Raw genomic sequence first — 23,397 nt, 5'->3', positions numbered from 1 at the left:
AAGGCGATGACTTCCCGGTCATCGCCTTTTGTTTTTCAGGCTGCGCCGTCACGCGCGCACGCGCCGCCATCCCCATGCGATGAGCCGCCAGCCGAGCAGCACGGCGACGATTCCCCCATATAGCTTCGGCTGCGCGAGATTGTGCTTGCCGGCCCTCATCCACCAGAAGTGCAGCACGCCGAACAGCGCGATCGCGTAGATCGCGCTGTGCAGCGTCGCCCAGTGGCGCCCCAGGCGGCGCACCATGGCGCGCGGCGACGTTGCCGCGAGCGGAATCAGCAGCACGAACGCGGCGAAACCGACCGTGATGAACGGGCGCTTGCCGACGTCCTTCAGGATCGCGACGACGTCGAACCACTTGTCGAACCACAGGTAGGTCGTGAAGTGCAGCGTCGCGTAGAAGAACGCGAACAGCCCGATCATCCGGCGAAAACGCAGCAGCGTGGCGAACCCCGTCATGCGCCGAAGCGGCGTGACGGCGAGCGTGATGCACAGGATCACGAGCGTCCAGAGCCCCGTCGAGCGCGTGATGAACTCGATCGGATTCGCGCCGAGCCGGTCGGTCAGCCCGAACAGCACGAGACGCGCGAGCGGATAAAGACCGGCCGCGAAAACCAGCACCTTGGCCGGCGCGAGCCAGCGCGGTGCGGCGGGATGGACCGCGCCGCTCCGTGCGGCACGTGCAGCCTGGCCAGCGCCGGCTGTGGGCGCGGCCGTCAGGGTCGAAGGGGGCAGGTCGTTTCTCACCGTCGCCCTCAGAAATTCTTCTTCAGGTCCATGCCCTGATACATCGACGCGACCAGGTCGCCGTAGCCGTTGAACATCAGCGTCTTGCGCTTCGGCGTGAAAAAGCCGTCCTCGCCGATGCGCCGCTCGGTCGCCTGGCTCCAGCGCGGATGATCGACGTTCGGGTTCACGTTCGAATAGAAACCGTACTCGTTCGACGCGTACGTGTTCCAGCTCGTCTTCGGCTGCTTGTCGACGAAGCGGATCTTCACGAGCGACTTCGCGCTCTTGAAGCCGTACTTCCACGGCACGACGATCCGCACCGGTGCGCCGTTCTGGTTCGGCAGCACCTGCCCGTAGACGCCCATCGTCAGCAGCGTCAGCGGATTCATCGCCTCGTCCATCCGCAGCCCTTCCGAGTACGGCCAGTCGAGCACGGGCGTCGAGAGCCCGGGCATCTGCGACGGATCGGCCAGCGTGATGAACTGCACGTATTTCGCGTTACCGGTCGGCTGCACACGCTTGATCAGCTCGGACAGCGGCACACCGATCCACGGAATCACCATCGACCATCCCTCGACGCAGCGCAGCCGGTATACGCGCTCCTCGAGCGGCGCGAGTTTCAGCAGTTCGTCGAGATCGAACACCTTCGGATGCAGCACCTCGCCCTCGACGCTCACACGCCACGGGTGCGGCCGCAGCGTGCCGGCGTTCTGCGCGGGGTCGCTCTTGTCGGTACCGAATTCGTAGAAGTTGTTGTAGGTGGTGATGTCCTTGAACGGCGTCACCTTGTCGGCCGCGACGAACTTCGGATTCGTCTTCGCCGCCAGCTTCGCGGCCCGCGCATCAGGCGACGCATAGGCGGCCAATGCTGCGCCGCTGCCACCGAGCAGCCCGCCCGCCGCCGCGAGGCCGGCCGCCTGCAATACGCGCCGCCGGTTCTCGAACACCGCACGCGGCGTGATTTCGCCGGGTGCAATATCGCCGCCGGTCAGTACGTTCCGCAAAGGGCGTTTGATCCACATCGTGCTGCTCCTCCTGCCTGCGCCGCGCGCAGTTTCATGAGCGTTCGACCTGCCCCGTCTTGCGCCGTTCGACGTCAGGACCGCCCGCCCGTTACAAAAGAAAACCGCCGGGCACGCAGTGCACCGGCGGTTTCATAGTCGGACGAACAGCGGAAATCTTACAGCTTGCCGTAGCTGTGCAGCCCGGACAGGAACATGTTGACGCCGAGGAACGCGAACGTCGTCACGAGCAGGCCCGTGAGCGCCCACCATGCGGCCACCGTGCCGCGCAGGCCCTTCATCAGGCGCATGTGCAGCCACGCCGCGTAGTTGAGCCACACGATCAGCGCCCAGGTTTCCTTCGGGTCCCAGCTCCAGTAGCCGCCCCACGCTTCGGCGGCCCACAGCGCGCCGAGGATCGTCGCGATCGTGAAGAACGCAAAACCGACCGCGATCGACTTGTACATCACGTCGTCGAGCACGTCGAGCGTCGGCAGACGATCGGCGAGCACGCCGCGCTCCTTCATCAGGTACGCGACCGACACCATCGCCGACAGCGCGAAACTGCCGTAGCCGATGAAGTTCGCCGGCACGTGGATCTTCATCCACCAGCTCTGCAGCGCCGGCACGAGCGGCTGGATCTGCTGCGCATCGCGCGCGACCGAGTACCACATCAGGAAGCCGACGGCCGCGCTGATCACCAGCAGCACGAACGCGCCGAGCGCGCGCGTGCCGTAGTGGCCTTCGTAATACAGATAGAGCAGCGCGGTGATCAGGCTGAACAGCACGAACACTTCATACAGGTTCGACACCGGAATGTGCCCGACGTCCGCCCCGATCAGGTAGGACTCGTACCAGCGCACCATCAGGCCGGTGAAGCCCATCAGCACGGCGACCCACGTGAGCTTCTGGCCGATCGCGGAACCCGACTCCGAGCGTGCGAGCAAGCCGATCCAGTAGAAGATCGTCGCGAGCACGAACAGCGCGCTCATCCACAGGATGGCCGACTGGCTCGACAGGAAGTACTTGAGGAAGAACGCCGAATCGGCGCGCGCGAGATCGCCCTGGTAGATCCGGATCGACAGCAGCGCCAGCACGGCGATCGACGCCATCATCAGCCGCGCGGGCTTCCAGCGCCAGCCGAGCGCGATGAGCGCCGGCACGGTGCCGATCATCACCGCCTTGTCGTAGTAATCCATGTGCGCGTTGTAGTGCACGAGCGCATAGCCCGCGCCCACCACGAGCGCCAGTGCGAACAGCCAGTCGAATAGCGACAGGCGCGCGAGGAACGGACGGTCGTCGAACAGCGGCGCCGTAACCGGAGCCTGGGCCGACGCCCGATGGGAAGAGGAAACTTGCGTGAGATCCATGATGTTACCGGGTGGAATTCTCGGAATCGGAACCGCCGCCGGCAGGCGGACGGGCCGTCGATGCCGCACCGGCCGGCGCGGCGTCGCGAGGTGCGGCGTGCAAGGCGGCACCGGCCGCGTCGCGCGTCTGCACGAACTCTTTCTCGAAATCGAAGGTCTTGCGGGCCGTGGACATTGCCATCACCACATCGACGCCCGAACCGGCGTCCTTCAACCAGAACCAGAGGCGCCGCTCGCGCACGTAGAACATCGAGAAGATGCCGGCGACCAGCAGCAGGCTGCCAAGATACACCAGATTCTTGCCGGGTGCGCGCGTCAACTGAAATACCGAAGCTTGCACCTGCTTGAATGAGTCAAGCTGCAAATAGACCGGCGATCCATACAAAAAGCTGTCGGATAGCGCATTGATCGCGTTCTGCACGAAGCGGATCGTGTCGGTGCCCTGCTGCGCCGCCGGCTCGCCCGCACGCTCGCGCGCGATCTGCCAGACCTCCCACATCGAGCCCTCGAGCATGCGCAGCAGCAGGCTCGCGGCCTTCTCCTGCTCGGCCTTCGGCACCGAGCGGTCGATGAACGTCGCCACGGCCTGGAAGCCACCGATCGGCTGGCCGTCGGCGCCACGGCCGACGCTGTCGTCGCCCGCCGCAAAAAGGGTCAGCACCTTCAGCGCGCTGTCCTGCAGGCGGCTGCGCAGCGATGCGTCGGTGCCCGGCAGCGAACGCTGCGCGAAGCGTGCAGCGGCCTCGGCGCGCGCGGACGGATCCTCGAGCGCGGCACGCAGGTGCATCCATTCGCCGATCGAATCCTGGCTGTCGGCCGGAATCCGCATGTAGCGGAACGGGTCGTTCGGGCTCGCACGCACGCCGGCGAGGAACACGCGCTCGCCCTTCATGTCGACGGGCAGCATGTAGTTGTTGAATTCGCGCGCCTGGCCGTCCTTGCCGCGGATCTTGTACTGCACGGACGGGCCGATGTTGTGGAGCTGCGTCGGCTTCGACGTCTTCGCGCCGGAGCCGAGGCGTTCGTCGAACGCTTCCTTCAGCGAGCTCGTCGTCGCGACACCGCGCACGTCCGGCTTGCCGTTCGCGTCGGCCATGTTCTCGACGTTGATCGCACGGAAATCGGAGAACTCGATCGTGTCGCCGTCGTTGCCCGGCATCTGCAGCGGCGCCGAACTGCCGATCGTCCCCTTCACGGGGAAGGTCTTCGCGTTGCCGCCCGTCATCGGGTAGGCCGTCATCTGCATCTGCGAGCCGCCGTCCTGGAAGCTCGACTGGTAGATCGACACGCCCTTGTACGTGAACGGCTTGTTGACCTCGACGCGCGCCGGGATCTTCTGGCCGGTCTCGCGATCGATCACGACGATGTCGCTCGCGAACAGCTTCGGCATGCCCGTCGTGTAGTAGTCGACGATGAACTTGTTGAGCTGGATCGAGAACGGCAGGTCCTGGATCAGCGAGCCGCTCGGCTGGTTCAGGATCGCGGTCGATACGAACTGCCCCTCGGGCACCCACGCGTAGCCGCGGAACGTCGGGTTCGACGCGGACAGGCGATGGTCGGGCGAGATCTCGCTTATCGTCGCGCTCGTGTTGACCGGGCTCTTGCCGAACATCCACATCTGGAATTTGATCGGCAGGTTGCTGTCGAGCAGGCCGCCGATACAGATCACGACGATCGCGAGGTGCGCGGAGATGTAGCCCCACTTGGTCATCGCGCCGCGCTTCGCGGAGATCAGCGTCGCGCCGTCGTTTTCACGCACGATGTGCTTGTAGCCGGCCTTGGTGACGAACGTGGCGAGCGTCGCCGTGACGGTCGCGCGCGTGCCGGACGTCGTGTATTCGGCCTTGTGGTGGAACGCCCGCAGGCTGCCTTCGCGAACCTTGTCCTTCCAGCTCTTCGCATCGGCGAGCATCTTCGGCGCGTTGCGGATCACGCACAGCGAGATCGACACGACGAGGAAGATCAGGATCAGCATGAACCACCACGCGCTGTACACGTTGTACAGGCCGAGCGAGCGGAAGATGTCCGCCCAGAACGGCCCGAACTGGTTCACGTAGTTCGGATACGGATCGTCCTGGGTCAGGACCGTGCCGATGATGCTTGCAATCGACAGCACCACCAGCAGCGCAATCGCGAAGCGCATCGAGCTCAGCAACTCGACCGCGCGCTTCGGTGCGCCCTGACCCGACTTCGACTGCAACCCCGACGTGGTAACGCTCATTCAAACTCCGACTCAGGGGAAACAGCCCCCAACGCTCACTTTGATTACTGCCCCGAAGGGCGGTCAGCACGCTCGGGACGGCCGGCGCGCGCTGACAAAAAAGAAGGGCGAGGCAACCGCAACGATGCGGCGCCCCACCCTTTTCTTGTTCTGACTCCGGCCGCCCTTCGGGCGCCCGGTCATTCCGTTCGCGGCTTACCGCTCAACGCAGGCCCGCGATGTAATCCGCGACGGCCTTGATCTCGTTGTCCGACAGCCGCGTTGCGATCTGATGCATCGCCTCGTTGTTGTTGCGCGCGCCGGCACCCTGCTGGAACGCGGTCAACTGCGCGACCGTGTAATCGGCCCATTGCCCCGACAGACGCGGGTACTGGACCGGGATCCCTTGCCCTGTCGGCCCGTGGCAGCTCGCGCAGGCAGGTACGCCCTTCTCCGCGATGCCGCCGCGATAGATCTTCTGGCCGATCGGCACGGTTGCCGCATCGCGTGCGGTGCCGAGCTTCGTCGTCTGCGACCCGTAATACGCGGCGACGTTGCGCATGTCGTCTGCGCTCAGCGCGCTCGCGAATCCGACCATCACCGCGTTGGTACGCCCCGGCCCCTTCGCGCCCGGCTGCGTCTTGAAGTCGTTCAACTGCTTGACCAGATATTCGGGATGCTGGCCGGCAAGCTTCGGGAAACTGCCCGATGCGCTATTGCCGTCGGCGCCGTGACACGACGCACACACCTGCCCGGCAATTGCCTTGCCACGGTCGAGATCCGGCTTTGCCGCATCCGCCGCGTTTGCCTCCGCTACGAAACCTACGAACCCTGCTGCAACCTGAAGCACCATCAGAGACTTGCACAGTCGATTCATTCGCACACCCTGTTTCGTCTTGTGGGAATTTGAGGTTCTGCAAAAAACGACGGCGTTCAGTCTACCGCAGAAGCTACATAAAAGCGCGAGGCAGGCGCCCGGTAGCCTTCGGTAAAACCGCCGTATTGTACAATATCGTGTTGAAAGCTCCCGCGCCTATCGGGGCTACCCCGCCTCCACCAAGCGGCTCGCGCCGCCCGTCCTTCCGGTTCCCATGGCCTTTCTGCTCCATCAAGCCCGCTTCTACACGACCGTCAACCATCTGCGCGACCTGCCGCCGACGGTCCAGCCGGAAATCGCGTTCGCGGGCCGCTCGAATGCCGGCAAGTCGACGGCGATCAACGTGCTGTGCAACCAGAAGCGGCTCGCCTTCGCGTCGAAGACGCCTGGCCGCACGCAGCATATCAACTACTTCTCCGTCGGCCCGGCCGCCGAGCCCGTCGCGAATCTCGTCGACCTGCCCGGCTACGGCTACGCCGAAGTGCCCGGCGCCGCCAAGGCGCACTGGGAAATGCTGCTGTCGTCCTATCTCGCGACCCGCTCGCAGCTCTGCGGCCTGATCCTGATGATGGATTCACGCCGTCCGCTGACCGATCTCGACCGCCGCATGATCGAGTGGTTCGTGCCGACCGGCAAGCCGATCCACACGCTGCTGACGAAGTGCGACAAATTGACGCGGCAGGAAAGCATCAACGCGCTGCGGACCACGCAAAAGGGGCTCGATGCGTATCGTGACCAGGGTGTTCAGGGCAAGCTGACGGTTCAGCTGTTCTCGGCGATGAAGCGCATTGGGCTCGACGAGGCGCACGAATTGATCGAAAGCTGGGTGCGGCCGTCCGTCGCCGACGAAAAAAGCGAGCCTGTAGCACAATGATCGGGCAACGCGCGGCCGGGATCGGCGGCGCGCACCTGACGGCGCCTGCGGTTTCGGCCGGCTCATAAAAAAACCCGCCGTTGAACGGCGGGTCAAACAGCCTAATCGAAAAACGACAGGCACCCGCTCAGGGAGGAGAAGCGGGGAGCTGCACGCGACGCGTGCCGCTCGATCGCTATCATATACCAACGCTCCCGAAAATGACCTAAGGGTTCCGTAAGGTCTTACTGCCCTGATTTCTACCCAATCGCCATGAGCTTCCATCCGCTTCATCGTCCGCGCCGGATGCGCCGCGACGACTTCTCCCGGCGCCTGATGCGCGAAAACCGCCTGACCACCGACGACCTGATCTATCCGGTCTTCGTCGTCGAAGGCACCCACGAACGGCAGCCGGTGCCGTCGATGCCCGGCGTCGAACGCGTGTCGGTCGATCTGTTGATGCACGTCGCCGAGCAGTGCGTCGAACTGGGCGTGCCCGTGCTGTCGCTGTTCCCGGCCATCGAGCCGTCGGTGAAAACGCCTGACGGCCGCGAGGCGGCCAATCCGGAAGGCCTGATCCCGCGTGCGGTGCGCGAGCTGAAGAAGCGCTTCCCCGAACTCGGCGTGCTGACCGACGTCGCACTCGACCCGTACACGAGCCATGGCCAGGACGGCGTGCTCGACGAAAACGGCTACGTGATCAACGACGACACGATCGAGATCCTGATCGATCAGGCGCGCGCGCAGGCGGAAGCCGGCGTCGACATCGTCGCCCCGTCGGACATGATGGACGGCCGCATCGGCGCGATCCGCGAAATGCTGGAAAGCGACGGCCATATCCACACGCGAATCATGGCCTATTCGGCCAAGTTCGCGTCGGCGTTCTACGGCCCGTTCCGCGACGCGGTCGGCTCGGCATCCAATCTGGGCAAGGGCAACAAGATGACCTACCAGATGGATCCGGCGAACAGCGACGAAGCGCTGCGCGAAGTGCGCCTGGACATCGACGAAGGCGCCGACATGGTGATGGTCAAGCCCGGCATGCCGTACCTCGACATCGTGCGCCGCGTGAAGGACGAGTTCCGCTTCCCGACCTACGTGTACCAGGTGAGCGGTGAATACGCGATGCTCAAGGCCGCCGCGATGAACGGCTGGCTCGACCACGACAAGGTCGTGCTCGAATCGCTGCTCGCGTTCAAGCGTGCGGGCGCCGACGGCGTGCTCACGTACTTCGCACTCGACGCCGCGCGTCTGCTGAAAGCGCAACGCTAAGCGCCTGCCGGCAGGCGGAAAGAAAAACGGCGGGACACTTCGGTGTCCCGCCGTTTTTTGTTTGCTGTCGATCGCGGCCGTATGCCTTGTCGATCGTCAGCTCATGCCACGCAAGCGCGCCGGCTCGCCGCCGGCACGCGCGTGCCCCGCATGGTCATACCGTCGGAACTGCAGCCCGGTCGAGACTGCGCAGGAACGTCTCGGCCGCCTGATAGCCGACTACGCGCCCGATCTCGTTGCCGCTTCTATCGAAGAAGATGATGCCCGGCGGCCCGAACAGGTTGAAACGCTTCAGCAGCGCCTGGTCGTCCGGGTTGTTCGCGGTGACATCCGCGCGCACGAGATGAAGCTGCGCGAGCCGCGCCTGCACGCGCGCGTCGGTAAACGTCAGATGCTCCATTTCCTTGCAGCTCACGCACCAGTCGGCGTAGAAATCGAGCATCACGGGCTGGCCCGACGTCTTCAGCAGCGTGTCGAGTTCGCCACTCGAGCGCACCGATGCGAACGCGGGCCCATCCTGCGCGGCGGCTGCTGCGCCTGCCGCCGTGGTGCCGCCCGACGCAACCGTGCGTGCCGCCAGCACCGCCAACGGCTTGACCGGATCGGTCGATCCCGCGGCCAGGCCGACGAGCAGCGTGGCCGCCCAGATCGCGAGCGCAGCGCCCACGCCACGGCCGAGGCGACGCCAGATGGACGTGGCGCCGGCGTTCGGCGTGAACAGCCCGAGTGCCGCGGCCGCGATCAGCAGCCACAACGCGGCGAGCACCATCTTCAGGCCACCGGCCAGCACCGGCCATACGATCCACAGCGCGGCTGCGAGCAGCACGATGCCGAAGAACACCTTCACGCCGTCCATCCATGCGCCGGCGCGCGGCAGTACCGTCCCGGCACCGACGCCGACGACCAGCAGCGGCACGCCCAGCCCCAGCCCCATCGCGAACAGTGCAGCGCCGCCGAGCAGCGCATTGCCCGTGTGCGCGATGAAGGCGAGCACCGCGAACAGCGGCGCTGTCATGCATGCGCCGACGACCAGCGCGGACAGCGCGCCCATCGCCGCGACCGCAACGAAATGACCGCCCTGGCGCGCGCTCGATACCTCCGCAGCGCCGTTCTGCCAGCGCGCGGGCAGCGCAATGTCCTTGCCCGAGATCAGCGAGACGGCAAACGCGGTCAACAGCACGCCGAACGCGCCAAGCACCCACGGGTTCTGCAGCCACGCACCGAGGCTCTGGCCGACCAGCGCCGCGGCAATGCCGAGCACCGTGTAGACCAGCGCCATGCCGACCACATAGGTCATCGACAGCGCGAAACCGCGCGCATGCGTCGCGCGCGTGCCCTGGCCGATGATGATCGCCGACACGATCGGAATCATCGGATACGAACACGGCAGGAGGCTCAGCACGACGCCCGCGACGAAATACAGCGCGACGATCGTGAAGAAGCCATGCCCTTCGAGCAGCGACTGCGCGAAATCGGCGCTCGTGACCTTGTCGAACCAGCTGTCCGCGGCAGCCGTATCGCCGGACGACGGCGACGACGACGAAGCGGCGCCCAGCGCGGCGCCATCGACCTTCACGACGTGCTCGGCCGGCGGATAGCAGATGCCCTCGTCCGCGCACCCCTGCGACGTCACCGCGAGCTCGAACGGTCCCGACGCCTGCTTGACGGGCACATGGACGACGACTTCGTCACGGTAGGTCTCGACGTTCTTCTGGAAAGTCTGGTCGAACTTCACGTGGCCGGCCGGGAATTGCGGATCGCCGAGCGTCGCCTGCCCGCTCTTCACCGCGAATGCGAACCGCTCACGGTACAGGTAATAGCCGTTGGCGACCTTGAAGTGGACGTCCACCTGTCGCGGCGATTCGCTTGCGCTGAACTTGAATGCAACCGACGGATCGAGGAAATCGTCGGCCGCGCGCGCGACCGACAGGCCGCCCAGCACGAGCATGAACGACAACAGGACTGCGAGAAATCGCAGCGCGCGCACGCGCACGGGAAGCGCCATACCGTTAAACATGAAATAGACGTTGAGTTTCGCTGGTCACCCACTGGCCGTACGCGGCCGATGCCGTCGTCTGCCACGAGACGATTTCCGGCGTCTCGTAAGGATGATGCGCGAGAATAAATCGCTCCAGTTCGAGCGCCCGCACAGGGCTCGTCTTGAACAGCAACTGGATCTCGTCGGCCGTTTCGACCTTGCCCTGCCAGTGGTAGCGCGACTTGATCGCGCCGAGCTCCGACACGCACGCGGCAAGCCGCGCATCGAGCGCACCGTCTGAAAGCGTCTTGGCGATCTCGGCATCGGGCACCGTCGTCAGCATCAGCACCACTATCATCCGCGCCCTCCTGGCTGGTCTATCGGCTCCCGCCGACGCGAATTGCCCACCTGGGGCGCGCGCCGGCTGCCCCGTATCGTAGCGCAGCCCGCGCAACGCTGCCGGCGCCGCCCTGCGACAATCGATCGCAGCCGGCGCCGGAAAAACAAAAAGGGCCAAGCAATTGCTCGGCCCCTTTCAGATACTGCTGCGTACCGGAAGCTTACTCAGCTTCTTGCACGTTTTCCGTTTCGTCGACTTCCGGACGATCGAGCAGCTCGACCAGTGCCATCGGTGCGTTGTCGCCCACGCGGAAACCGAACTTCAGCACGCGCAGGTAGCCGCCCGGACGGTTCGCGAAACGCGGACCGAGCACGTCGAACAGCTTCGCCACCGAGTCACGATCGCGCAGGCGGTTGAACGCCAGGCGACGGTTTGCCAGCGACGGCTTCTTGCCGAGCGTGATCAGCGGCTCGACGACTTTACGGAGTTCCTTCGCCTTCGGCAGCGTCGTCTTGATGACTTCGTGCTCGATCAGCGAGTTGGACATGTTACGGAGCATAGCCAGACGGTGGCTGCTCGTGCGGTTCAGTTTCCGCAGACCATGACGATGGCGCATTTCAGTTTCCTTGATTCAAAGTTTTGATCCAGCTCTTCTATCGCACCTCGATGGGTGCACGGGCCGGTAACGAAAAAAAGCAAGATGCGGATTTTAAAGGAAAATCCGCATCTTTGCCAACTACAGTAACAACCGGGCTTACTTGTCGAGACCAGCCGGCGGCCAGTTTTCGAGCTTCATGCCCAGCGTGAGACCGCGCGAAGCGAGCACTTCCTTGATCTCGTTGAGCGACTTGCGACCGAGGTTCGGCGTCTTCAGCAGCTCGTTTTCCGTGCGCTGGATCAGGTCGCCGATGTAGTAGATGTTCTCGGCCTTCAGGCAGTTCGCCGAACGAACCGTCAGCTCGAGATCGTCCACCGGACGCAGCAGGATCGGATCGATCTGCGGTGCACGCGACGGCGCTTCGGCTGCCGTTTCCGTGCCTTCCAGCGCCGCGAACACGGACAGCTGGTCGACCAGGATGCGGGCCGATTGACGGATCGCTTCTTCCGGCGTGATCACACCGCTCGTCTCGATGTTCATCACGAGCTTGTCGAGGTCGGTACGCTGCTCGACACGTGCGCTTTCGACAGCGTAGCTCACGCGGCGAACCGGCGAGAACGATGCGTCGAGGACGATGCGGCCGATGATCTTGGCCGTGTCTTCGCCGTAGCGACGAACGTTGCCGGGCACATAGCCGCGACCCTTTTCGATCTTGATCTGAACGTCGAGCTTGCCGCCCTTCGACAGGTGCGCAATCACGTGATTCGGGTTGATGACTTCGCAGTCGTGAGCCAGCTCGATATCGCCGGCCGTGACAACGCCTTCACCTTCCTTGCGCAGCGTAACCGTCACTTCGTCACGGTTATGCAGCTTGAACACCACGCCCTTCAGGTTCAGCAGCAGGTTGACGACGTCTTCCTGCACGCCATCCAGCGTCGAGTACTCGTGCACCACGCCTGCGATCGTCACTTCGGTCGGCGCGTAGCCAACCATCGACGACAGCAGCACGCGGCGAAGCGCATTGCCCAAGGTATGGCCGTAACCGCGTTCGAACGGTTCCATGACCACCCTCGCGTGGTTCTCGCCCAGCGATTCCACGGCGATGATCTTGGGTTTCAGCAAACTGGTTTGCATGGGCTTTCCTTTTCAATACCCTCGGCTCGTTACACCGATAAGGCTGACCGGTAACAACCAGAAAATAAACAGCCGAGGCCCCTCCTTGCGCAACGCAATCGGGGTACCTCGGCCGTCAATCGGATTAACGCGAATACAATTCGACGATCAGGCTTTCGTTGATGTCGCCTGCGATTTCAGCGCGTTCCGGCATTTGCTTGAACGTGCCTTCGAACTTCTTCGCATCGACTGCAACCCAGCTCGGCATGCCGCCTTGCTCGGCCAGCGACAGCGCTTCAACGATACGCGCTTGCTTCTTCGCCTTTTCGCGGATCGCAACGATGTCGCCTGCCTTCACTTGCTGCGACGGGACGTTCGCGACGACGCCGTTCACGGTGATCGACTTGTGGCTCACCAGCTGACGCGCTTCAGCGCGGGTCGAGCCGAAGCCCATGCGATACACGACGTTGTCGAGACGCGATTCGAGCAGTTGCAGCAGGTTTTCACCCGTGTTGCCCTTGCGGCGGTCGGCTTCAGCGAAGTAGCGGCGGAACTGACGCTCCAGCACGCCGTAGATACGCTTGACCTTCTGCTTTTCGCGCAGCTGCGTACCGTAGTCGGACGTACGTGCGCCCGAGGTACGGCCGTGCTGACCCGGCTTGCTGTCGAGCTTGCACTTGTCGGCGAGCGAGCGGCGTGCGCTCTTCAGGAACAGGTCGGTGCCTTCACGGCGGGACAGCTTGGCCTTCGGGCCGATATAACGTGCCACTTTGCATTCCTCTATCAATCAGTCACGCAGATCTGAATCCGCGCTAGTTCGCGCCCTTTGGGGCGAACGGTGGGCTTAGTCAATCAAAAAAGCAACGCCCGTCGACGCTGAGCGGCGACAGGCAATGTGCTAGCACGAACGTGCCAGCACACCTTTAGATACGACGACGCTTCGGCGGACGGCAGCCGTTGTGCGGAATCGGGGTGACGTCCGAAATCGCGGTGATCTTGATGCCGAGGCCGTGCAGTGCGCGCACTGCCGACTCACGACCCGGGCCCGGGCCCTTGATCCGCACTTCCAGATTCTTCACGCCGTATTCCATCGCGACGCGGCCAGCCGACTCGGCTGCGACCTGAGCAGCGAACGGCGTCGATTTGCGCGAGCCCTTGAAGCCCTGACCGCCCGACGTCGCCCATGCCAGTGCGTTGCCTTGGCGATCGGTGATCGTGATGATCGTGTTGTTGAACGACGCGTGAACGTGAACCACGCCTTCAGCGACGTTCTTCTTAACCTTCTTGCGAACGCGTTGCGCCGCGGTGTTCGAAGCCTTAGCCATTACGTTTTCCTGTAACTGTCAGTTCCGCTTACTTCTTCAGCGCTTGCGCTGCACGACGCGGACCCTTGCGAGTACGTGCGTTCGTACGCGTACGCTGACCGCGCATCGGCAGGCCCTTGCGATGACGAACACCACGGTAGCAACCGAGGTCCATCAGGCGCTTGATGTTCATCGTCACTTCACGGCGCAGATCGCCTTCGACGACAAACTTGCCCACTTCTTCACGCAGCTTTTCCAAGTCTGCGTCGGTCAAGTCCTTGACCTTCTTCGAAAAATCGACGCCAGCTGCCACGCAGATGCTGCGCGAACGGGTGCGGCCGACACCAAAGATTGCCGTCAGGCCGATCTCGGTGTGCTGGTGATTCGGGATGTTAACCCCTGCGATACGAGCCATTGTTTTTCCTCAAACAAAAAGCGCAAACAAACGCGCGGTCAGCCTTGGCGCTGCTTGTGGCGCGGATCCGAGCTGCAGATCACGCGAACGACGCCTTTGCGCTTGATGATCTTGCAATTGCGGCAAATGCGCTTAACCGATGCCATCACTTTCATGATAATACCCTTTTTTCAAATCACTTCGCCCGGAACACGATCCGCGCACGAGACAGATCGTAAGGCGTCAATTCAACCGTCACCTTGTCGCCAGGCAGGATGCGGATGTAGTGCATCCGCATCTTCCCGGAAATATGCCCCAATACGACATGGCCGTTTTCCAGCTTCACACGGAAGGTCGCATTCGGGAGGTTTTCAATCACCTCACCCTGCATCTGGATTACATCGTCTTTGGCCATAGTCCTTTCAACGCATCGGGATGTTGCCGCCCTTGAAGTTCGCCTTCTTGAGCAGTGACTCATACTGTTGCGACATAACGTACGACTGCACCTGCGCCATAAAGTCCATCGTGACGACGACAATGATCAGCAGCGACGTTCCACCAAAATAAAACGGCACGTTCCAGCGCAGCACCAGGAACTCCGGCAGCAGACACACGAAGACGATGTAGATCGCACCGGCCAGCGTCAGACGCGTGAGGATGCGGTCGATATATCGCGCGGTCTGATCGCCCGGACGAATGCCCGGAACAAACGCGCCGCTCTTCTTCAGGTTGTCTGCGGTTTCCCTGCTGTTGAACACCAGTGCGGTGTAGAAGAAGCAGAAAAACACGATCGCCAGCGTGTACAGCAACACATAGACCGGCTGGCCCGGCTTCAGCGCTTCCGCCACGTTATGCAACGTATTGGAAATCCAGCTTCCCGTCGGCTGACCGGTACTGAACCAGCCGAGAATCGTTGCCGGGAACAGAATGATCGACGATGCGAAGATCGGCGGAATCACACCCGACATGTTCAGCTTCAGCGGCAGATGCGACGACTGCCCACCGTAGATCTTGTTGCCGACCTGGCGCTTCGCGTAGTTCACGAGGATCTTGCGCTGACCGCGTTCGATGAACACGACCAGGTAAGTCACCGCGGCAATCAGAACGACGATGATGATCGCCGAAATGATGCTCATCGAACCCGTACGCACCAGCTCGAACAACCCACCGACGGCATTCGGGAACCCTGCTGCGATCCCGCCGAAGATGATGATCGAGATCCCGTTGCCCAGACCACGCTCGGTAATCTGCTCGCCGAGCCACATCAGGAACATCGTGCCCGTCACCAGCGTCACGACCGTCGTCAGACGGAACAGCATGCCGGGGTCGGTGACGAGGCCCGGCTGGTTTTCCAGCGCAGCCGCGATACCGAACGCCTGGAAGGTCGCGAGCACCACGGTGAAATACCGCGTGTACTGCGTGATCTTCCGTTGCCCTGCCTGCCCTTCCTTCTTCAGCGCCTCGAGCTGCGGCGAGACAATCGCCAGCAACTGCATGATGATCGACGCCGAGATGTACGGCATGATCCCCAGCGCAAAGATCGTGAAGCGGGAAAGCGCGCCACCCGAGAACATGTTGAACATGCCCAGGATGCCGCCCGCCTGGCTTTGGAACAGCTTCGCCAGTTGATCCGGATCGATGCCCGGCACGGGAATGTGCGCGCCGATGCGATAGACGATCAGCGCCAGGAGCAAGAACATTGCTCGCCGGCGCAGATCGCCGAATTTCGCCGTGCTTCGACCGGGTTTTGCAAGACTCGGGCTGTTAGCCAAGTACCTTCTCCGATGAATGCAAGTGACGACGCGCTACGCGTGTCACTCGGCGAACGAACCGCCAGCCGCTTCGATCGCAGCGCGCGCACCCTTGGTGGCACCGAGACCCTTCACGACGATCTTGCGCTTCAGTTCGCCCGTCGCGATGATCTTTGCGCTCTTCGTCAGCTCACCGACCAGGCCGGCTTGCTTCAGTGCGAGCAGATCGATCTCGTCGACCGGCAGCTTCTCGAGGTCGCCCAGGCGCACTTCACCGACGAATTCCTTCGTCAGCGACGTGAAGCCGCGCTTCGGCAGACGACGTTGCAGCGGCATCTGACCGCCTTCGAAACCGACTTTGTGGAAGCCGCCCGAACGCGATTTCTGACCCTTGTGACCACGGCCAGCCGTCTTGCCGAGGCCCGAACCGATGCCACGGCCGACGCGACGCTTGGCGTGCTTGGCGCCAGCTGCCGGCTTCAGGTTATTCAATTCCATATCAACTCCTTGATCCGTAGGGCCGCTTACGCGATGACCTTAACGAGGTACGAGACCTTGTTGATCATGCCGCGGACCGCCGGCGTGTCCTGAAGCTCGCTGACCGAGTTGAGTCGGCGCAGGCCCAGGCCACGCACGGTCGCGCGGTGCGATTCGCGGGTCCCGATCAGGCTCTTCACGAGCTGAACCTTGACAGTTTTTTCAGACATGGTGACCACCCGGGCTTAGCCCAAAATTTCTTCGACGGACTTGCCGCGCTTCGCCGCGATGTCTGCCGGGGTGGACTGCTTGCGCAGACCGTCCAGCGTGGCGCGAACGAGGTTGTACGGGTTCGTCGAACCGTGGCTCTTCGCCACAACGTTCTGAACGCCCATCACGTCGAACACTGCGCGCATCGGGCCGCCGGCGATCACGCCCGTACCTGCCTTCGCCGGAGCGAGGAGGACAGCGGATGCGCCATGCTTGCCGTGCACTTCGTGTTGCAGCGTGCCGTTCTTGAGCGGCACCTTGAACATGTTGCGACGAGCTTGTTCCATTGCCTTCTGGACAGCGACCGGCACTTCCTTCGCCTTGCCCTTGCCCATACCGATGCGGCCATCACCGTCGCCAACCACGGTCAGTGCGGCGAAGCCGAGAATACGGCCACCCTTCACGACCTTGGTCACGCGATTGACCGAAATCATCTTTTCACGAAGGCCGTCGTCGCGCTCGTCAGCCTGAACTTTCGCTTGCATCTTTGCCATGACGAATTCCTTCCTTAGAACTTGAGCCCAGCTTCGCGAGCTGCCTCAGCCAGCGCCTTGACGCGGCCGTGGTAGCGGAAGCCCGAGCGGTCGAAGGCGACGGATTCGATGCCGGCAGCCTTTGCCTTTTCGGCAATACGCTTGCCGATCAGCGTCGCAGCATTGACGTTGCCGCCCTTGCCCGACTTGTCGGCCAGTTCTGCGCGCACTTCTGCTTCGAGCGTCGACGCGCTGGCGAGCACCTTGGTGCCGCACGGCGAGAACACTTGAGCGTAGATGTGCGTATTCGTGCGATGCACGGCGAGACGCGCGACCTGCAGCTCAGCGATCTTGATACGCGTCTGGCGAGCGCGGCGCAGGCGAGATTGAGTCTTATCCATGATTGCGCACCCTTACTTCTTCTTCGTTTCTTTGAGGATCACAACCTCGTCGGAATAGCGCACGCCCTTGCCCTTGTACGGCTCCGGCGGACGGTAACCGCGGACTTCCGCAGCTACTTGACCGACTTGTTGCTTGTTGATCCCCTTGATCACGATTTCGGTTTGCGTCGGGGTTTCTGCCTTGACGCCTTCCGGCATCTGGTGCACCACCGGGTGCGAGAAACCCAGCGACAGGTTCAGCTTGTCGCCTTGCGCTTGTGCACGATAACCGACGCCAACCAGCGTCAGCTTGCGCTCGAAACCCTTGGTCACGCCGTGCACGGCATTCGCGATAATCGCGCGCATCGTGCCCGACAGTGCATTTGCTTCGCGGCTTTCGTCCACCGGCGACAGGTTCAGCGTGCCGTCGTTGTTCGCCACGTTCACGAGCGGATTGATCGCTTGCGTGATGGTGCCCAGCGGGCCCTTGACGGTGATCGCACCGTCGGCCAGCTTGACTTCCGCGCCTTGCAGCGCGATCGGGCTCTTACCTACTCGAGACATGTTTCTCTCTCCTCGGCTTTAAGCGACGTAGCAGATGACTTCGCCGCCGACGCCGGTAGCGCGCGCCTTGCGGTCGGTCATCACGCCCTTCGGCGTCGACACGATTGCCACACCGAGGCCATTCATGACCTGCGGAATGTCGTTACGGCCACGGTACACGCGCAGGCCAGGCTTCGACACGCGTTCGATGCGTTCGATGACCGGACGGCCGGCGTAGTACTTCAGCGCGATATTCAGTTCGGACTTCGCACCTTCCGCCTTCACGGCGAAATCGTCGATATAGCCTTCGTCTTTCAGGACTTGCGCGATTGCAACCTTGACTTTCGACGAGGGCATCGACACCGATACCTTCTCGACCATCTGCCCATTGCGGATGCGAGTCAGCATATCGGCGATAGGATCACTCATGCTCATTTACGTTTCTCCTATTACCAGCTCGCCTTGGTCAGGCCAGGAATCTCGCCACGGAATGCGATTTCACGAATCTTGTTACGCGCGAGGCCGAATTTACGGAACGTGCCACGCGGACGGCCCGTAATCGCGCAGCGGTTACGCTGGCGGGTCGGGTTTGCGTTGCGGGGCAGTTGCTGCAGCTCAAGGCGTGCTTCGTAGCGCTCTTCTTCCGACTTGCTTTGGTCTTCGACGATCGCCTTCAGCGCATCGCGCTTTGCTGCGAACTTCGCGACCAGGCGGGCGCGCTTCTTTTCACGTTCGATCAGTGCCAGTTTAGCCACGGTAACCTCAGTTTCTGAACGGGAACTTGAAGCTGGCGAGCAGAGCCTTTGCTTCGTCGTCGGTCTTCGCAGTCGTCGTGATGCTGATGTTCAGCCCACGCAGTGCGTCGATCTTGTCGTAGTCGATTTCGGGGAAAATGATCTGCTCTTTCACACCGATGTTGTAGTTGCCACGGCCATCGAAAGCACGACCCGACACGCCGCGGAAGTCACGCACGCGGGGCAGGGCAACCGTCACGAAACGGTCGAGGAATTCGTACATTGCTTGGCCACGCAGCGTCACCATCGCGCCGATCGGGTAACCTTGGCGGATCTTGAAGCCTGCGATTGCCTTGCGTGCCTTCGTCACGACCGGCTTCTGACCAGCGATCTTCGTGAGGTCGCCAACGGCGTTCTCGATGATCTTCTTGTCAGCGATCGCTTCGCCAAGACCCATGTTCAGCGTGATCTTGGTGATGCGCGGCACTTCCATGACCGACTTGTAACCGAACTTCTCGATCAGGCCGGGCACAACCTTTTCTTTGTAAAACTCTTGAAAACGAGCCATTTTTTACTCCGCTGCGTCAGGCGCTCAGTACAGCACCGGTCGTCTTCAGGAAGCGAACCTTCTTGCCTTCCTCGACCTTGATGCCAACACGCGACGCCTTGCCATTCGCGTCGACCAGTGCGACGTTCGAAATATGCAGGGGCATCGTCTTCGCTTCCACGCCGCCAGTCGTACCCTTCATCGGGTTCGGCTTCACATGCTTCTTGACGAGGTTGATACCTTCAACCGTCACATGCTCTGCACCGACAGCCAGCACGACGCCGCGCTTGCCCTTGTCCTTGCCAGTGACGACGATGACTTCGTCACCTTTGCGAATCTTGTTCATCGCGACTCCTTACAGCACTTCCGGCGCCAGCGAAACGATCTTCATGAATCGTTCGCTACGCAGCTCACGCGTGACCGGCCCGAAGATACGGGTACCGATCGGCTCGAGCTTGTTATTCAAAAGCACAGCGGCGTTGCCGTCGAACTTGATCAGCGAGCCGTCTTGACGGCGCACGCCCTTGGCGGTGCGGACCACCACGGCGTTGTAAATTTCGCCTTTCTTCACGCGCCCGCGCGGCGTTGCCTCTTTGACGCTCACCTTGATGATGTCGCCAATGCCGGCATAACGACGCTTCGAGCCGCCGAGCACCTTGATGCACAGGACTTCACGTGCACCCGTGTTGTCGGCTACTTCGAGCCGAGATTCGGTCTGGATCATGGTTTGTCTTTCCCAACTTAATCCGGATGCACCACCATGATGCATTCGGTCAGTCTTGGTCCCGTCAGCCAATCGGCTGCTTGGGTTGGAACAGCAGCGACGGCAAACGAAACCCGCCATCGCAATTCGGTGAATCTTTCGGACAGGCAGGCGCCAGTCCGCTTCCCCCACCAACTTCGCCCGCGACGGGGCTCCCATAAAGAGGGAAGACCAGGATTATAACAAATAATCCTGGTCACGCAAGCAAATACTTTGCGATTTCAAGCACTTCGCGGAGAAGTGCCCGTTACTGCCTACTGCGCTGCCCGCTTAGATGACGCGAGCTGCTTCGACGAGGCGCGACACCGTCCAGGCCTTCGTCTTCGAAACAGGACGAGTTTCCTGGATTTCGACGAGATCGCCTTCGTTGTAGGTGTTCGCTTCATCGTGCGCGTGGTACTTCTTCGAACGCACGACATACTTGCCGTAGATCGGGTGCTTGACGCGGTGCTCGATCAGCACGGTGACGGTCTTGTCCATCTTGTTGCTGACGACCCGACCGACCAGCGTCCGCTTCAGCGAGGTTTTCACGCTATCGTTCATTTCTGGTTCGCCTTCTGAGTCATGACGGTCCGCACACGTGCGATGTCGCGACGAACCTTCTTCAGCTGGCTCGTGTTCGTGAGCTGCTGGGTCGCGAGTTGCATGCGCAGGCCGAATTGCGCCTTCAGCAGGTCCGCCAGCTCCTTGTTGAGCGCGGCCTGGTCTTTCTGGAGAAGTTCGGAAGCCTTCATATTTTCTCCTTAGGCGCCGAGCTGGCGCACGATGAACGCCGTCTTCAGCGGCAGCTTGGCTGCAGCCAGACGGAACGCTTCGCGTGCCAGTTCTTCGGTTACGCCGTCCATTTCATAGAGCATCTTGCCCGGCTGAATCTCGGCGACGTAGTACTCAGGGTTACCCTTACCGTTACCCATACGCACTTCGGCCGGCTTCTGCGAAATCGGCTTGTCCGGGAAGATCCGGATCCAGATGCGGCCGCCACGCTTGATGTGACGCGTCATTGCACGACGCGCCGCTTCAATCTGGCGTGCGGTCAAACGACCGCGACCGATAGCCTTCAGACCGAATTCACCGAACGACACTGCGTTGCCGCGCGTCGCCTTGCCGGTGTTACGACCTTTCTGCTCTTTACGATACTTTCTGCGTTTCGGTTGCAGCATCGTTATTCTCCAGTCTTGCCGTCTTCGGGCTTGCCGGCGCCGCGGCGCGGTGCGCCACGACGAGCACCCGGAGCGCCGCCTTCGCCGTCACGGCGCGGACGACGGTCGCCCGGACGCGCATTGCGACGCGGACGCTTGTCTTCGGCTACTTCTTCCACCACCGGTGCGTCGTTGCGGCCGAGCGTATCGCCCTTGTAAACCCACACCTTGACGCCGATGATCCCGTAGGTCGTCTTCGCTTCCGAGGTCGCGTAGTCGATATCAGCACGCAGCGTGTGAAGGGGCACGCGACCTTCGCGATACCACTCCGTACGAGCGATTTCGATACCGTTCAGACGGCCCGCGCTCATGATCTTGATGCCTTGGGCACCCAGACGCATCGCGTTCTGCATCGCACGCTTCATCGCGCGACGGAACATGATCCGGCGCTCGAGCTGTTGCGTGATCGAGTCAGCGATCAGCTGAGCATCGGTTTCCGGCTTGCGGATTTCCTCGATGTTGACGTGAACCGGCACGCCCATGCGGCGTTGCAGTTCCGTCTTCAGCTGTTCGATATCCTCGCCCTTCTTGCCGATGACCACGCCCGGACGCGAGCTGTAAATCGTGATGCGCGCGTTCTTCGCCGGACGCTCGATGACGACCCGACCGACCGAAGCGTTCTTCAGCTTCTTCTTCAGGTATTCACGAACACCGATGTCTTCCTGCAGCATTGCCGCGAAATTGTTGTTGTTCGCGTACCAACGCGAAGCCCAATTGCGGCTGACAGCCAGGCGGAAGCCAGTCGGATGAATTTTCTGTCCCATCGTATGGCTCCTTAATTCCCGACCGTCACAGTGATGTGACAGGATTGCTTCTCGATGCGGTTACCGCGGCCCTTGGCGCGCGCGGTGAAACGCTTGAGCGATGCAGCCTTGTCGACGTAGATGCTCTTGATCTTGAGCTCGTCGATATCAGCGCCTTCGTTGTGCTCCGCATTCGCGATTGCCGACAGCACAACCTTCTTCACGATGCCAGCCGCCTTCTTCGGCGAGAACGTCAGAACGTTCAGCGCCTTGTCGACCGGCAAACCGCGGATCTGGTCAGCCACAAGGCGCGTTTTCTGCGCCGAGATGCGGGCACCGCGATGAATTGCTTTCACTTCCATCTTGATTGCCCCTTATTTCTTGGCCTTCTTGTCGGCTGCGTGACCCTTGAACGTACGGGTCAGTGCGAACTCGCCAAGCTTGTGGCCGACCATGTTTTCCGAGATGTACACCGGAACGTGTTGACGGCCGTTGTGAACAGCGATCGTCAGGCCGATGAAATCCGGCAGAATCGTCGAGCGACGCGACCAGGTCTTGATCGGCTTTTTGTCGCGCGAAGCTGCAGCCGCCTCAACTTTCTTCAGCAAATGGGCGTCGCAGAACGGACCTTTTTTAACAGAACGTGCCATTGCCTACTCCTTAACGCTTGTGACGGCGCTGGACGATCATCGTCGTCGTGCGCTTGTTGCTGCGGGTGCGGTAACCCTTAGCCGGCGTACCCCACGGGCTCACCGGGTCGCGACCTGCAGCCGTCTTGCCCTCACCACCACCGTGCGGGTGATCAACCGGGTTCATCGCAACGCCACGCACCGTCGGGCGGATACCGCGCCAGCGGTTCGCGCCAGCCTTGCCGATCTGGCGCAGGCTATGCTCTTCGTTGCCGACTTCACCGATCGTTGCACGGCACTCGATGTGCACGCGGCGGATTTCGCCCGAACGCAGACGAACCTGCGCGTAGACGCCTTCACGTGCCAGCAGCATGGCCGACGTGCCAGCCGAACGCGCCATTTGCGCGCCCTTGCCCGGCAGCATCTCGATGCAGTGGATCGTCGTACCGACCGGAATGTTGCGGATCGGCAGCGTGTTGCCTGCACGGATCGGCGCTTCCGAACCCGACATCAGCTGTTGGCCGACGGTCAGGCCCTTCGGGGCGATGATGTAGCGACGTTCGCCGTCTGCGTAGAGCACCAGCGCGATGTTCGCGCTACGGTTCGGGTCGTACTCGAGACGCTCGACCTTTGCCGGAATGCCATCCTTCGTGCGACGGAAATCGACGATACGGTAGTGCTGCTTGTGACCACCACCCTTGTGACGCGTGGTGATACGACCGTTGTTGTTACGGCCGGCGGTCGAGCTCTGCGAGTCGAGCAGTGCCGCGAACGGCTTGCCCTGGTGCAGGTTCTTGTTGACCACCTTGACCATCGCGCGGCGACCCGGCGATGTCGGCTTAACTTTAACGATTGCCAT

General features: G+C 62.2%; 34 protein-coding genes. 2 read left to right on the top strand and 32 right to left on the bottom strand.

Annotated elements, in window-relative coordinates; all coding sequences use genetic code 11:
* Nucleotides 1–48 precede the first annotated feature (48 nt).
* From msrQ to CFB50_RS01775, 5 genes are all read right to left on the bottom strand, one after another.
* Nucleotides 49–735: a protein-methionine-sulfoxide reductase heme-binding subunit MsrQ gene (msrQ, locus tag CFB50_RS01795; protein ID WP_089444885.1), complete on the bottom strand. Its 687-nt coding sequence runs from the start codon at nucleotides 733–735 to the stop codon at nucleotides 49–51.
* Between the two features lie 20 nt (nucleotides 736–755).
* Entirely contained in the window at nucleotides 756–1,751 is a 996-nt protein-coding gene (msrP, locus tag CFB50_RS01790; RefSeq protein WP_089444806.1) for a protein-methionine-sulfoxide reductase catalytic subunit MsrP, read from the bottom strand.
* Between the two features lie 158 nt (nucleotides 1,752–1,909).
* Nucleotides 1,910–3,100, bottom strand: a complete 1,191-nt coding sequence (gene ccsB, locus CFB50_RS01785; RefSeq protein ID WP_089444805.1) for a c-type cytochrome biogenesis protein CcsB — start codon at nucleotides 3,098–3,100, stop codon at nucleotides 1,910–1,912.
* A gap of 4 nt (nucleotides 3,101–3,104) precedes the next feature.
* On the bottom strand, nucleotides 3,105–5,321 hold the full coding sequence (locus CFB50_RS01780; protein ID WP_089444804.1) for a cytochrome c biogenesis protein ResB: 2,217 nt from the start codon (nucleotides 5,319–5,321) through the stop codon (nucleotides 3,105–3,107).
* A gap of 202 nt (nucleotides 5,322–5,523) precedes the next feature.
* Nucleotides 5,524–6,177 (bottom strand): c-type cytochrome, encoded by a 654-nt coding sequence (locus CFB50_RS01775; protein ID WP_089444803.1) that lies wholly within the window; start codon nucleotides 6,175–6,177, stop codon nucleotides 5,524–5,526.
* A 214-nt stretch (nucleotides 6,178–6,391) separates the two neighbouring features.
* Between CFB50_RS01775 and yihA the strand changes: the two genes are divergently transcribed.
* Together yihA and hemB are read left to right on the top strand one after the other, a co-directional pair.
* Entirely contained in the window at nucleotides 6,392–7,051 is a 660-nt protein-coding gene (gene yihA, locus CFB50_RS01770; protein WP_089444802.1) for a ribosome biogenesis GTP-binding protein YihA/YsxC, read from the top strand.
* 252 nt (nucleotides 7,052–7,303) lie between these two features.
* The gene (gene hemB / locus CFB50_RS01765; protein WP_060070217.1) at nucleotides 7,304–8,302 is read left to right on the top strand and encodes a porphobilinogen synthase; all 999 of its coding nucleotides are present in this window, start codon (nucleotides 7,304–7,306) and stop codon (nucleotides 8,300–8,302) included.
* A gap of 154 nt (nucleotides 8,303–8,456) precedes the next feature.
* Here hemB and dsbD read toward each other — a convergent pair whose 3' ends face one another.
* The 27 genes from dsbD to rplB all read right to left on the bottom strand — a co-directional run bounded on the left by dsbD (nucleotide 8,457) and on the right by rplB (nucleotide 23,397).
* Nucleotides 8,457–10,319, bottom strand: a complete 1,863-nt coding sequence (gene dsbD, locus CFB50_RS01760) for a protein-disulfide reductase DsbD (RefSeq protein WP_089444801.1) — start codon at nucleotides 10,317–10,319, stop codon at nucleotides 8,457–8,459.
* Complete coding sequence (gene cutA / locus CFB50_RS01755) at nucleotides 10,312–10,638, bottom strand: divalent-cation tolerance protein CutA (protein WP_046544764.1); 327 nt, start codon at nucleotides 10,636–10,638, stop codon at nucleotides 10,312–10,314. Before cutA ends, dsbD begins: the two co-directional genes overlap by 8 nt.
* 202 nt (nucleotides 10,639–10,840) lie before the next feature.
* Complete coding sequence (gene rplQ / locus CFB50_RS01750) at nucleotides 10,841–11,236, bottom strand: 50S ribosomal protein L17 (protein WP_006477175.1); 396 nt, start codon at nucleotides 11,234–11,236, stop codon at nucleotides 10,841–10,843.
* 138 nt (nucleotides 11,237–11,374) lie between these two features.
* Complete coding sequence (locus tag CFB50_RS01745) at nucleotides 11,375–12,352, bottom strand: DNA-directed RNA polymerase subunit alpha (protein WP_006477176.1); 978 nt, start codon at nucleotides 12,350–12,352, stop codon at nucleotides 11,375–11,377.
* Between the two features lie 124 nt (nucleotides 12,353–12,476).
* A complete protein-coding gene (rpsD, locus tag CFB50_RS01740) occupies nucleotides 12,477–13,100 on the bottom strand; it encodes a 30S ribosomal protein S4 (RefSeq protein WP_021161733.1) in 624 nt (207 codons plus the stop codon).
* A gap of 154 nt (nucleotides 13,101–13,254) precedes the next feature.
* Nucleotides 13,255–13,656 (bottom strand): 30S ribosomal protein S11, encoded by a 402-nt coding sequence (rpsK, locus tag CFB50_RS01735; protein WP_004197937.1) that lies wholly within the window; start codon nucleotides 13,654–13,656, stop codon nucleotides 13,255–13,257.
* A gap of 28 nt (nucleotides 13,657–13,684) precedes the next feature.
* Nucleotides 13,685–14,050, bottom strand: coding sequence for a 30S ribosomal protein S13 (rpsM, locus tag CFB50_RS01730; protein ID WP_006477178.1), 366 nt, complete (start codon nucleotides 14,048–14,050; stop codon nucleotides 13,685–13,687).
* 38 nt (nucleotides 14,051–14,088) lie between these two features.
* Complete coding sequence (gene rpmJ, locus CFB50_RS01725) at nucleotides 14,089–14,205, bottom strand: 50S ribosomal protein L36 (protein ID WP_004199844.1); 117 nt, start codon at nucleotides 14,203–14,205, stop codon at nucleotides 14,089–14,091.
* A gap of 20 nt (nucleotides 14,206–14,225) precedes the next feature.
* The gene (gene infA / locus CFB50_RS01720) at nucleotides 14,226–14,444 is read right to left on the bottom strand and encodes a translation initiation factor IF-1 (RefSeq protein ID WP_004521905.1); all 219 of its coding nucleotides are present in this window, start codon (nucleotides 14,442–14,444) and stop codon (nucleotides 14,226–14,228) included.
* 7 nt (nucleotides 14,445–14,451) lie between these two features.
* On the bottom strand, nucleotides 14,452–15,801 hold the full coding sequence (gene secY, locus CFB50_RS01715; RefSeq protein ID WP_006482915.1) for a preprotein translocase subunit SecY: 1,350 nt from the start codon (nucleotides 15,799–15,801) through the stop codon (nucleotides 14,452–14,454).
* Nucleotides 15,802–15,843: 42 nt separating this feature from the next.
* Nucleotides 15,844–16,278, bottom strand: coding sequence for a 50S ribosomal protein L15 (gene rplO / locus CFB50_RS01710; RefSeq protein ID WP_006482880.1), 435 nt, complete (start codon nucleotides 16,276–16,278; stop codon nucleotides 15,844–15,846).
* 26 nt (nucleotides 16,279–16,304) lie between these two features.
* Nucleotides 16,305–16,487 carry a 50S ribosomal protein L30 gene (gene rpmD / locus CFB50_RS01705; RefSeq protein ID WP_006400644.1) on the bottom strand — a complete coding sequence of 61 codons (183 nt, stop codon included), beginning with the start codon at nucleotides 16,485–16,487 and terminating at the stop codon, nucleotides 16,305–16,307.
* Nucleotides 16,488–16,502: 15 nt separating this feature from the next.
* Nucleotides 16,503–17,021: a 30S ribosomal protein S5 gene (rpsE, locus tag CFB50_RS01700; RefSeq protein ID WP_006482895.1), complete on the bottom strand. Its 519-nt coding sequence runs from the start codon at nucleotides 17,019–17,021 to the stop codon at nucleotides 16,503–16,505.
* 14 nt (nucleotides 17,022–17,035) lie between these two features.
* Nucleotides 17,036–17,401, bottom strand: coding sequence for a 50S ribosomal protein L18 (rplR, locus tag CFB50_RS01695; protein WP_006477183.1), 366 nt, complete (start codon nucleotides 17,399–17,401; stop codon nucleotides 17,036–17,038).
* A gap of 12 nt (nucleotides 17,402–17,413) precedes the next feature.
* Nucleotides 17,414–17,944 carry a 50S ribosomal protein L6 gene (gene rplF / locus CFB50_RS01690; RefSeq protein WP_006758786.1) on the bottom strand — a complete coding sequence of 177 codons (531 nt, stop codon included), beginning with the start codon at nucleotides 17,942–17,944 and terminating at the stop codon, nucleotides 17,414–17,416.
* A gap of 18 nt (nucleotides 17,945–17,962) precedes the next feature.
* Nucleotides 17,963–18,358, bottom strand: a complete 396-nt coding sequence (gene rpsH / locus CFB50_RS01685; RefSeq protein ID WP_011350677.1) for a 30S ribosomal protein S8 — start codon at nucleotides 18,356–18,358, stop codon at nucleotides 17,963–17,965.
* A gap of 14 nt (nucleotides 18,359–18,372) precedes the next feature.
* A complete protein-coding gene (rpsN, locus tag CFB50_RS01680; RefSeq protein ID WP_011350676.1) occupies nucleotides 18,373–18,678 on the bottom strand; it encodes a 30S ribosomal protein S14 in 306 nt (101 codons plus the stop codon).
* Between the two features lie 7 nt (nucleotides 18,679–18,685).
* On the bottom strand, nucleotides 18,686–19,225 hold the full coding sequence (gene rplE, locus CFB50_RS01675; RefSeq protein WP_006477186.1) for a 50S ribosomal protein L5: 540 nt from the start codon (nucleotides 19,223–19,225) through the stop codon (nucleotides 18,686–18,688).
* Between the two features lie 16 nt (nucleotides 19,226–19,241).
* A complete protein-coding gene (gene rplX / locus CFB50_RS01670) occupies nucleotides 19,242–19,550 on the bottom strand; it encodes a 50S ribosomal protein L24 (protein WP_006477187.1) in 309 nt (102 codons plus the stop codon).
* Between the two features lie 9 nt (nucleotides 19,551–19,559).
* Complete coding sequence (rplN, locus tag CFB50_RS01665) at nucleotides 19,560–19,928, bottom strand: 50S ribosomal protein L14 (RefSeq protein ID WP_006482918.1); 369 nt, start codon at nucleotides 19,926–19,928, stop codon at nucleotides 19,560–19,562.
* Nucleotides 19,929–20,237: 309 nt separating this feature from the next.
* Nucleotides 20,238–20,510, bottom strand: coding sequence for a 30S ribosomal protein S17 (gene rpsQ / locus CFB50_RS01660; protein ID WP_006477189.1), 273 nt, complete (start codon nucleotides 20,508–20,510; stop codon nucleotides 20,238–20,240).
* A complete protein-coding gene (gene rpmC, locus CFB50_RS01655; protein ID WP_006400652.1) occupies nucleotides 20,507–20,701 on the bottom strand; it encodes a 50S ribosomal protein L29 in 195 nt (64 codons plus the stop codon). The genes rpsQ and rpmC overlap by 4 nt, the downstream gene beginning before the upstream one ends.
* A gap of 9 nt (nucleotides 20,702–20,710) precedes the next feature.
* Nucleotides 20,711–21,127 carry a 50S ribosomal protein L16 gene (rplP, locus tag CFB50_RS01650; RefSeq protein ID WP_006482873.1) on the bottom strand — a complete coding sequence of 139 codons (417 nt, stop codon included), beginning with the start codon at nucleotides 21,125–21,127 and terminating at the stop codon, nucleotides 20,711–20,713.
* A 2-nt stretch (nucleotides 21,128–21,129) separates the two neighbouring features.
* Nucleotides 21,130–21,930: a 30S ribosomal protein S3 gene (gene rpsC / locus CFB50_RS01645; protein WP_006482899.1), complete on the bottom strand. Its 801-nt coding sequence runs from the start codon at nucleotides 21,928–21,930 to the stop codon at nucleotides 21,130–21,132.
* A gap of 11 nt (nucleotides 21,931–21,941) precedes the next feature.
* Nucleotides 21,942–22,271 carry a 50S ribosomal protein L22 gene (gene rplV / locus CFB50_RS01640; protein ID WP_004199272.1) on the bottom strand — a complete coding sequence of 110 codons (330 nt, stop codon included), beginning with the start codon at nucleotides 22,269–22,271 and terminating at the stop codon, nucleotides 21,942–21,944.
* 12 nt (nucleotides 22,272–22,283) lie between these two features.
* Nucleotides 22,284–22,559 (bottom strand): 30S ribosomal protein S19, encoded by a 276-nt coding sequence (gene rpsS / locus CFB50_RS01635; RefSeq protein ID WP_004199273.1) that lies wholly within the window; start codon nucleotides 22,557–22,559, stop codon nucleotides 22,284–22,286.
* 10 nt (nucleotides 22,560–22,569) lie between these two features.
* Entirely contained in the window at nucleotides 22,570–23,397 is an 828-nt protein-coding gene (gene rplB, locus CFB50_RS01630; protein WP_006482900.1) for a 50S ribosomal protein L2, read from the bottom strand.

Source organism: Burkholderia sp. AU33423, from assembly GCF_002223135.1.
Taxonomy (GTDB): Bacteria; Pseudomonadota; Gammaproteobacteria; order Burkholderiales; family Burkholderiaceae; genus Burkholderia; species Burkholderia lata_D.
The sequence above is the reverse complement of the archived record's forward strand: the minus strand, read 5'-3'. Positions and strand labels throughout refer to the sequence as shown.

Bases quoted from the DNA above. Each gene is read 5' to 3' on its own strand.
- rplF (WP_006758786.1), bottom strand. From the start codon at position 17,944: ATGTCTCGAGTAGGTAAGAGCCCGATCGCGCTGCAAGGCGCGGAAGTC.
- rplQ (WP_006477175.1), bottom strand. From the start codon at position 11,236: ATGCGCCATCGTCATGGTCTGCGGAAACTGAACCGCACGAGCAGCCAC.
- rpsM (WP_006477178.1), bottom strand. From the start codon at position 14,050: ATGGCTCGTATCGCAGGGGTTAACATCCCGAATCACCAGCACACCGAG.
- rpsH (WP_011350677.1), bottom strand. From the start codon at position 18,358: ATGAGCATGAGTGATCCTATCGCCGATATGCTGACTCGCATCCGCAAT.
- rpsS (WP_004199273.1), bottom strand. From the start codon at position 22,559: ATGGCACGTTCTGTTAAAAAAGGTCCGTTCTGCGACGCCCATTTGCTG.
- infA (WP_004521905.1), bottom strand. From the start codon at position 14,444: ATGGCCAAAGACGATGTAATCCAGATGCAGGGTGAGGTGATTGAAAAC.
- dsbD (WP_089444801.1), bottom strand. From the start codon at position 10,319: ATGTTTAACGGTATGGCGCTTCCCGTGCGCGTGCGCGCGCTGCGATTT.
- rpmJ (WP_004199844.1), bottom strand. From the start codon at position 14,205: ATGAAAGTGATGGCATCGGTTAAGCGCATTTGCCGCAATTGCAAGATC.
- rpsQ (WP_006477189.1), bottom strand. From the start codon at position 20,510: ATGAACGATAGCGTGAAAACCTCGCTGAAGCGGACGCTGGTCGGTCGG.
- CFB50_RS01745 (WP_006477176.1), bottom strand. From the start codon at position 12,352: ATGCAAACCAGTTTGCTGAAACCCAAGATCATCGCCGTGGAATCGCTG.
- CFB50_RS01775 (WP_089444803.1), bottom strand. From the start codon at position 6,177: ATGAATCGACTGTGCAAGTCTCTGATGGTGCTTCAGGTTGCAGCAGGG.
- rpmC (WP_006400652.1), bottom strand. From the start codon at position 20,701: ATGAAGGCTTCCGAACTTCTCCAGAAAGACCAGGCCGCGCTCAACAAG.
- rplE (WP_006477186.1), bottom strand. From the start codon at position 19,225: ATGGCTCGTTTTCAAGAGTTTTACAAAGAAAAGGTTGTGCCCGGCCTG.
- ccsB (WP_089444805.1), bottom strand. From the start codon at position 3,100: ATGGATCTCACGCAAGTTTCCTCTTCCCATCGGGCGTCGGCCCAGGCT.
- rpmD (WP_006400644.1), bottom strand. From the start codon at position 16,487: ATGTCTGAAAAAACTGTCAAGGTTCAGCTCGTGAAGAGCCTGATCGGG.
- rplN (WP_006482918.1), bottom strand. From the start codon at position 19,928: ATGATCCAGACCGAATCTCGGCTCGAAGTAGCCGACAACACGGGTGCA.
- rplR (WP_006477183.1), bottom strand. From the start codon at position 17,401: ATGGATAAGACTCAATCTCGCCTGCGCCGCGCTCGCCAGACGCGTATC.
- rpsE (WP_006482895.1), bottom strand. From the start codon at position 17,021: ATGGCAAAGATGCAAGCGAAAGTTCAGGCTGACGAGCGCGACGACGGC.
- hemB (WP_060070217.1), top strand. From the start codon at position 7,304: ATGAGCTTCCATCCGCTTCATCGTCCGCGCCGGATGCGCCGCGACGAC.
- rpsC (WP_006482899.1), bottom strand. From the start codon at position 21,930: ATGGGACAGAAAATTCATCCGACTGGCTTCCGCCTGGCTGTCAGCCGC.
- cutA (WP_046544764.1), bottom strand. From the start codon at position 10,638: ATGATAGTGGTGCTGATGCTGACGACGGTGCCCGATGCCGAGATCGCC.
- rplO (WP_006482880.1), bottom strand. From the start codon at position 16,278: ATGGAATTGAATAACCTGAAGCCGGCAGCTGGCGCCAAGCACGCCAAG.
- rplP (WP_006482873.1), bottom strand. From the start codon at position 21,127: ATGCTGCAACCGAAACGCAGAAAGTATCGTAAAGAGCAGAAAGGTCGT.
- rpsK (WP_004197937.1), bottom strand. From the start codon at position 13,656: ATGGCTAAGGCTTCGAACACCGCGGCGCAACGCGTTCGCAAGAAGGTT.
- rplV (WP_004199272.1), bottom strand. From the start codon at position 22,271: ATGGAAGTGAAAGCAATTCATCGCGGTGCCCGCATCTCGGCGCAGAAA.
- yihA (WP_089444802.1), top strand. From the start codon at position 6,392: ATGGCCTTTCTGCTCCATCAAGCCCGCTTCTACACGACCGTCAACCAT.
- CFB50_RS01780 (WP_089444804.1), bottom strand. From the start codon at position 5,321: ATGAGCGTTACCACGTCGGGGTTGCAGTCGAAGTCGGGTCAGGGCGCA.
- rplB (WP_006482900.1), bottom strand. From the start codon at position 23,397: ATGGCAATCGTTAAAGTTAAGCCGACATCGCCGGGTCGCCGCGCGATG.
- msrP (WP_089444806.1), bottom strand. From the start codon at position 1,751: ATGTGGATCAAACGCCCTTTGCGGAACGTACTGACCGGCGGCGATATT.
- rplX (WP_006477187.1), bottom strand. From the start codon at position 19,550: ATGAACAAGATTCGCAAAGGTGACGAAGTCATCGTCGTCACTGGCAAG.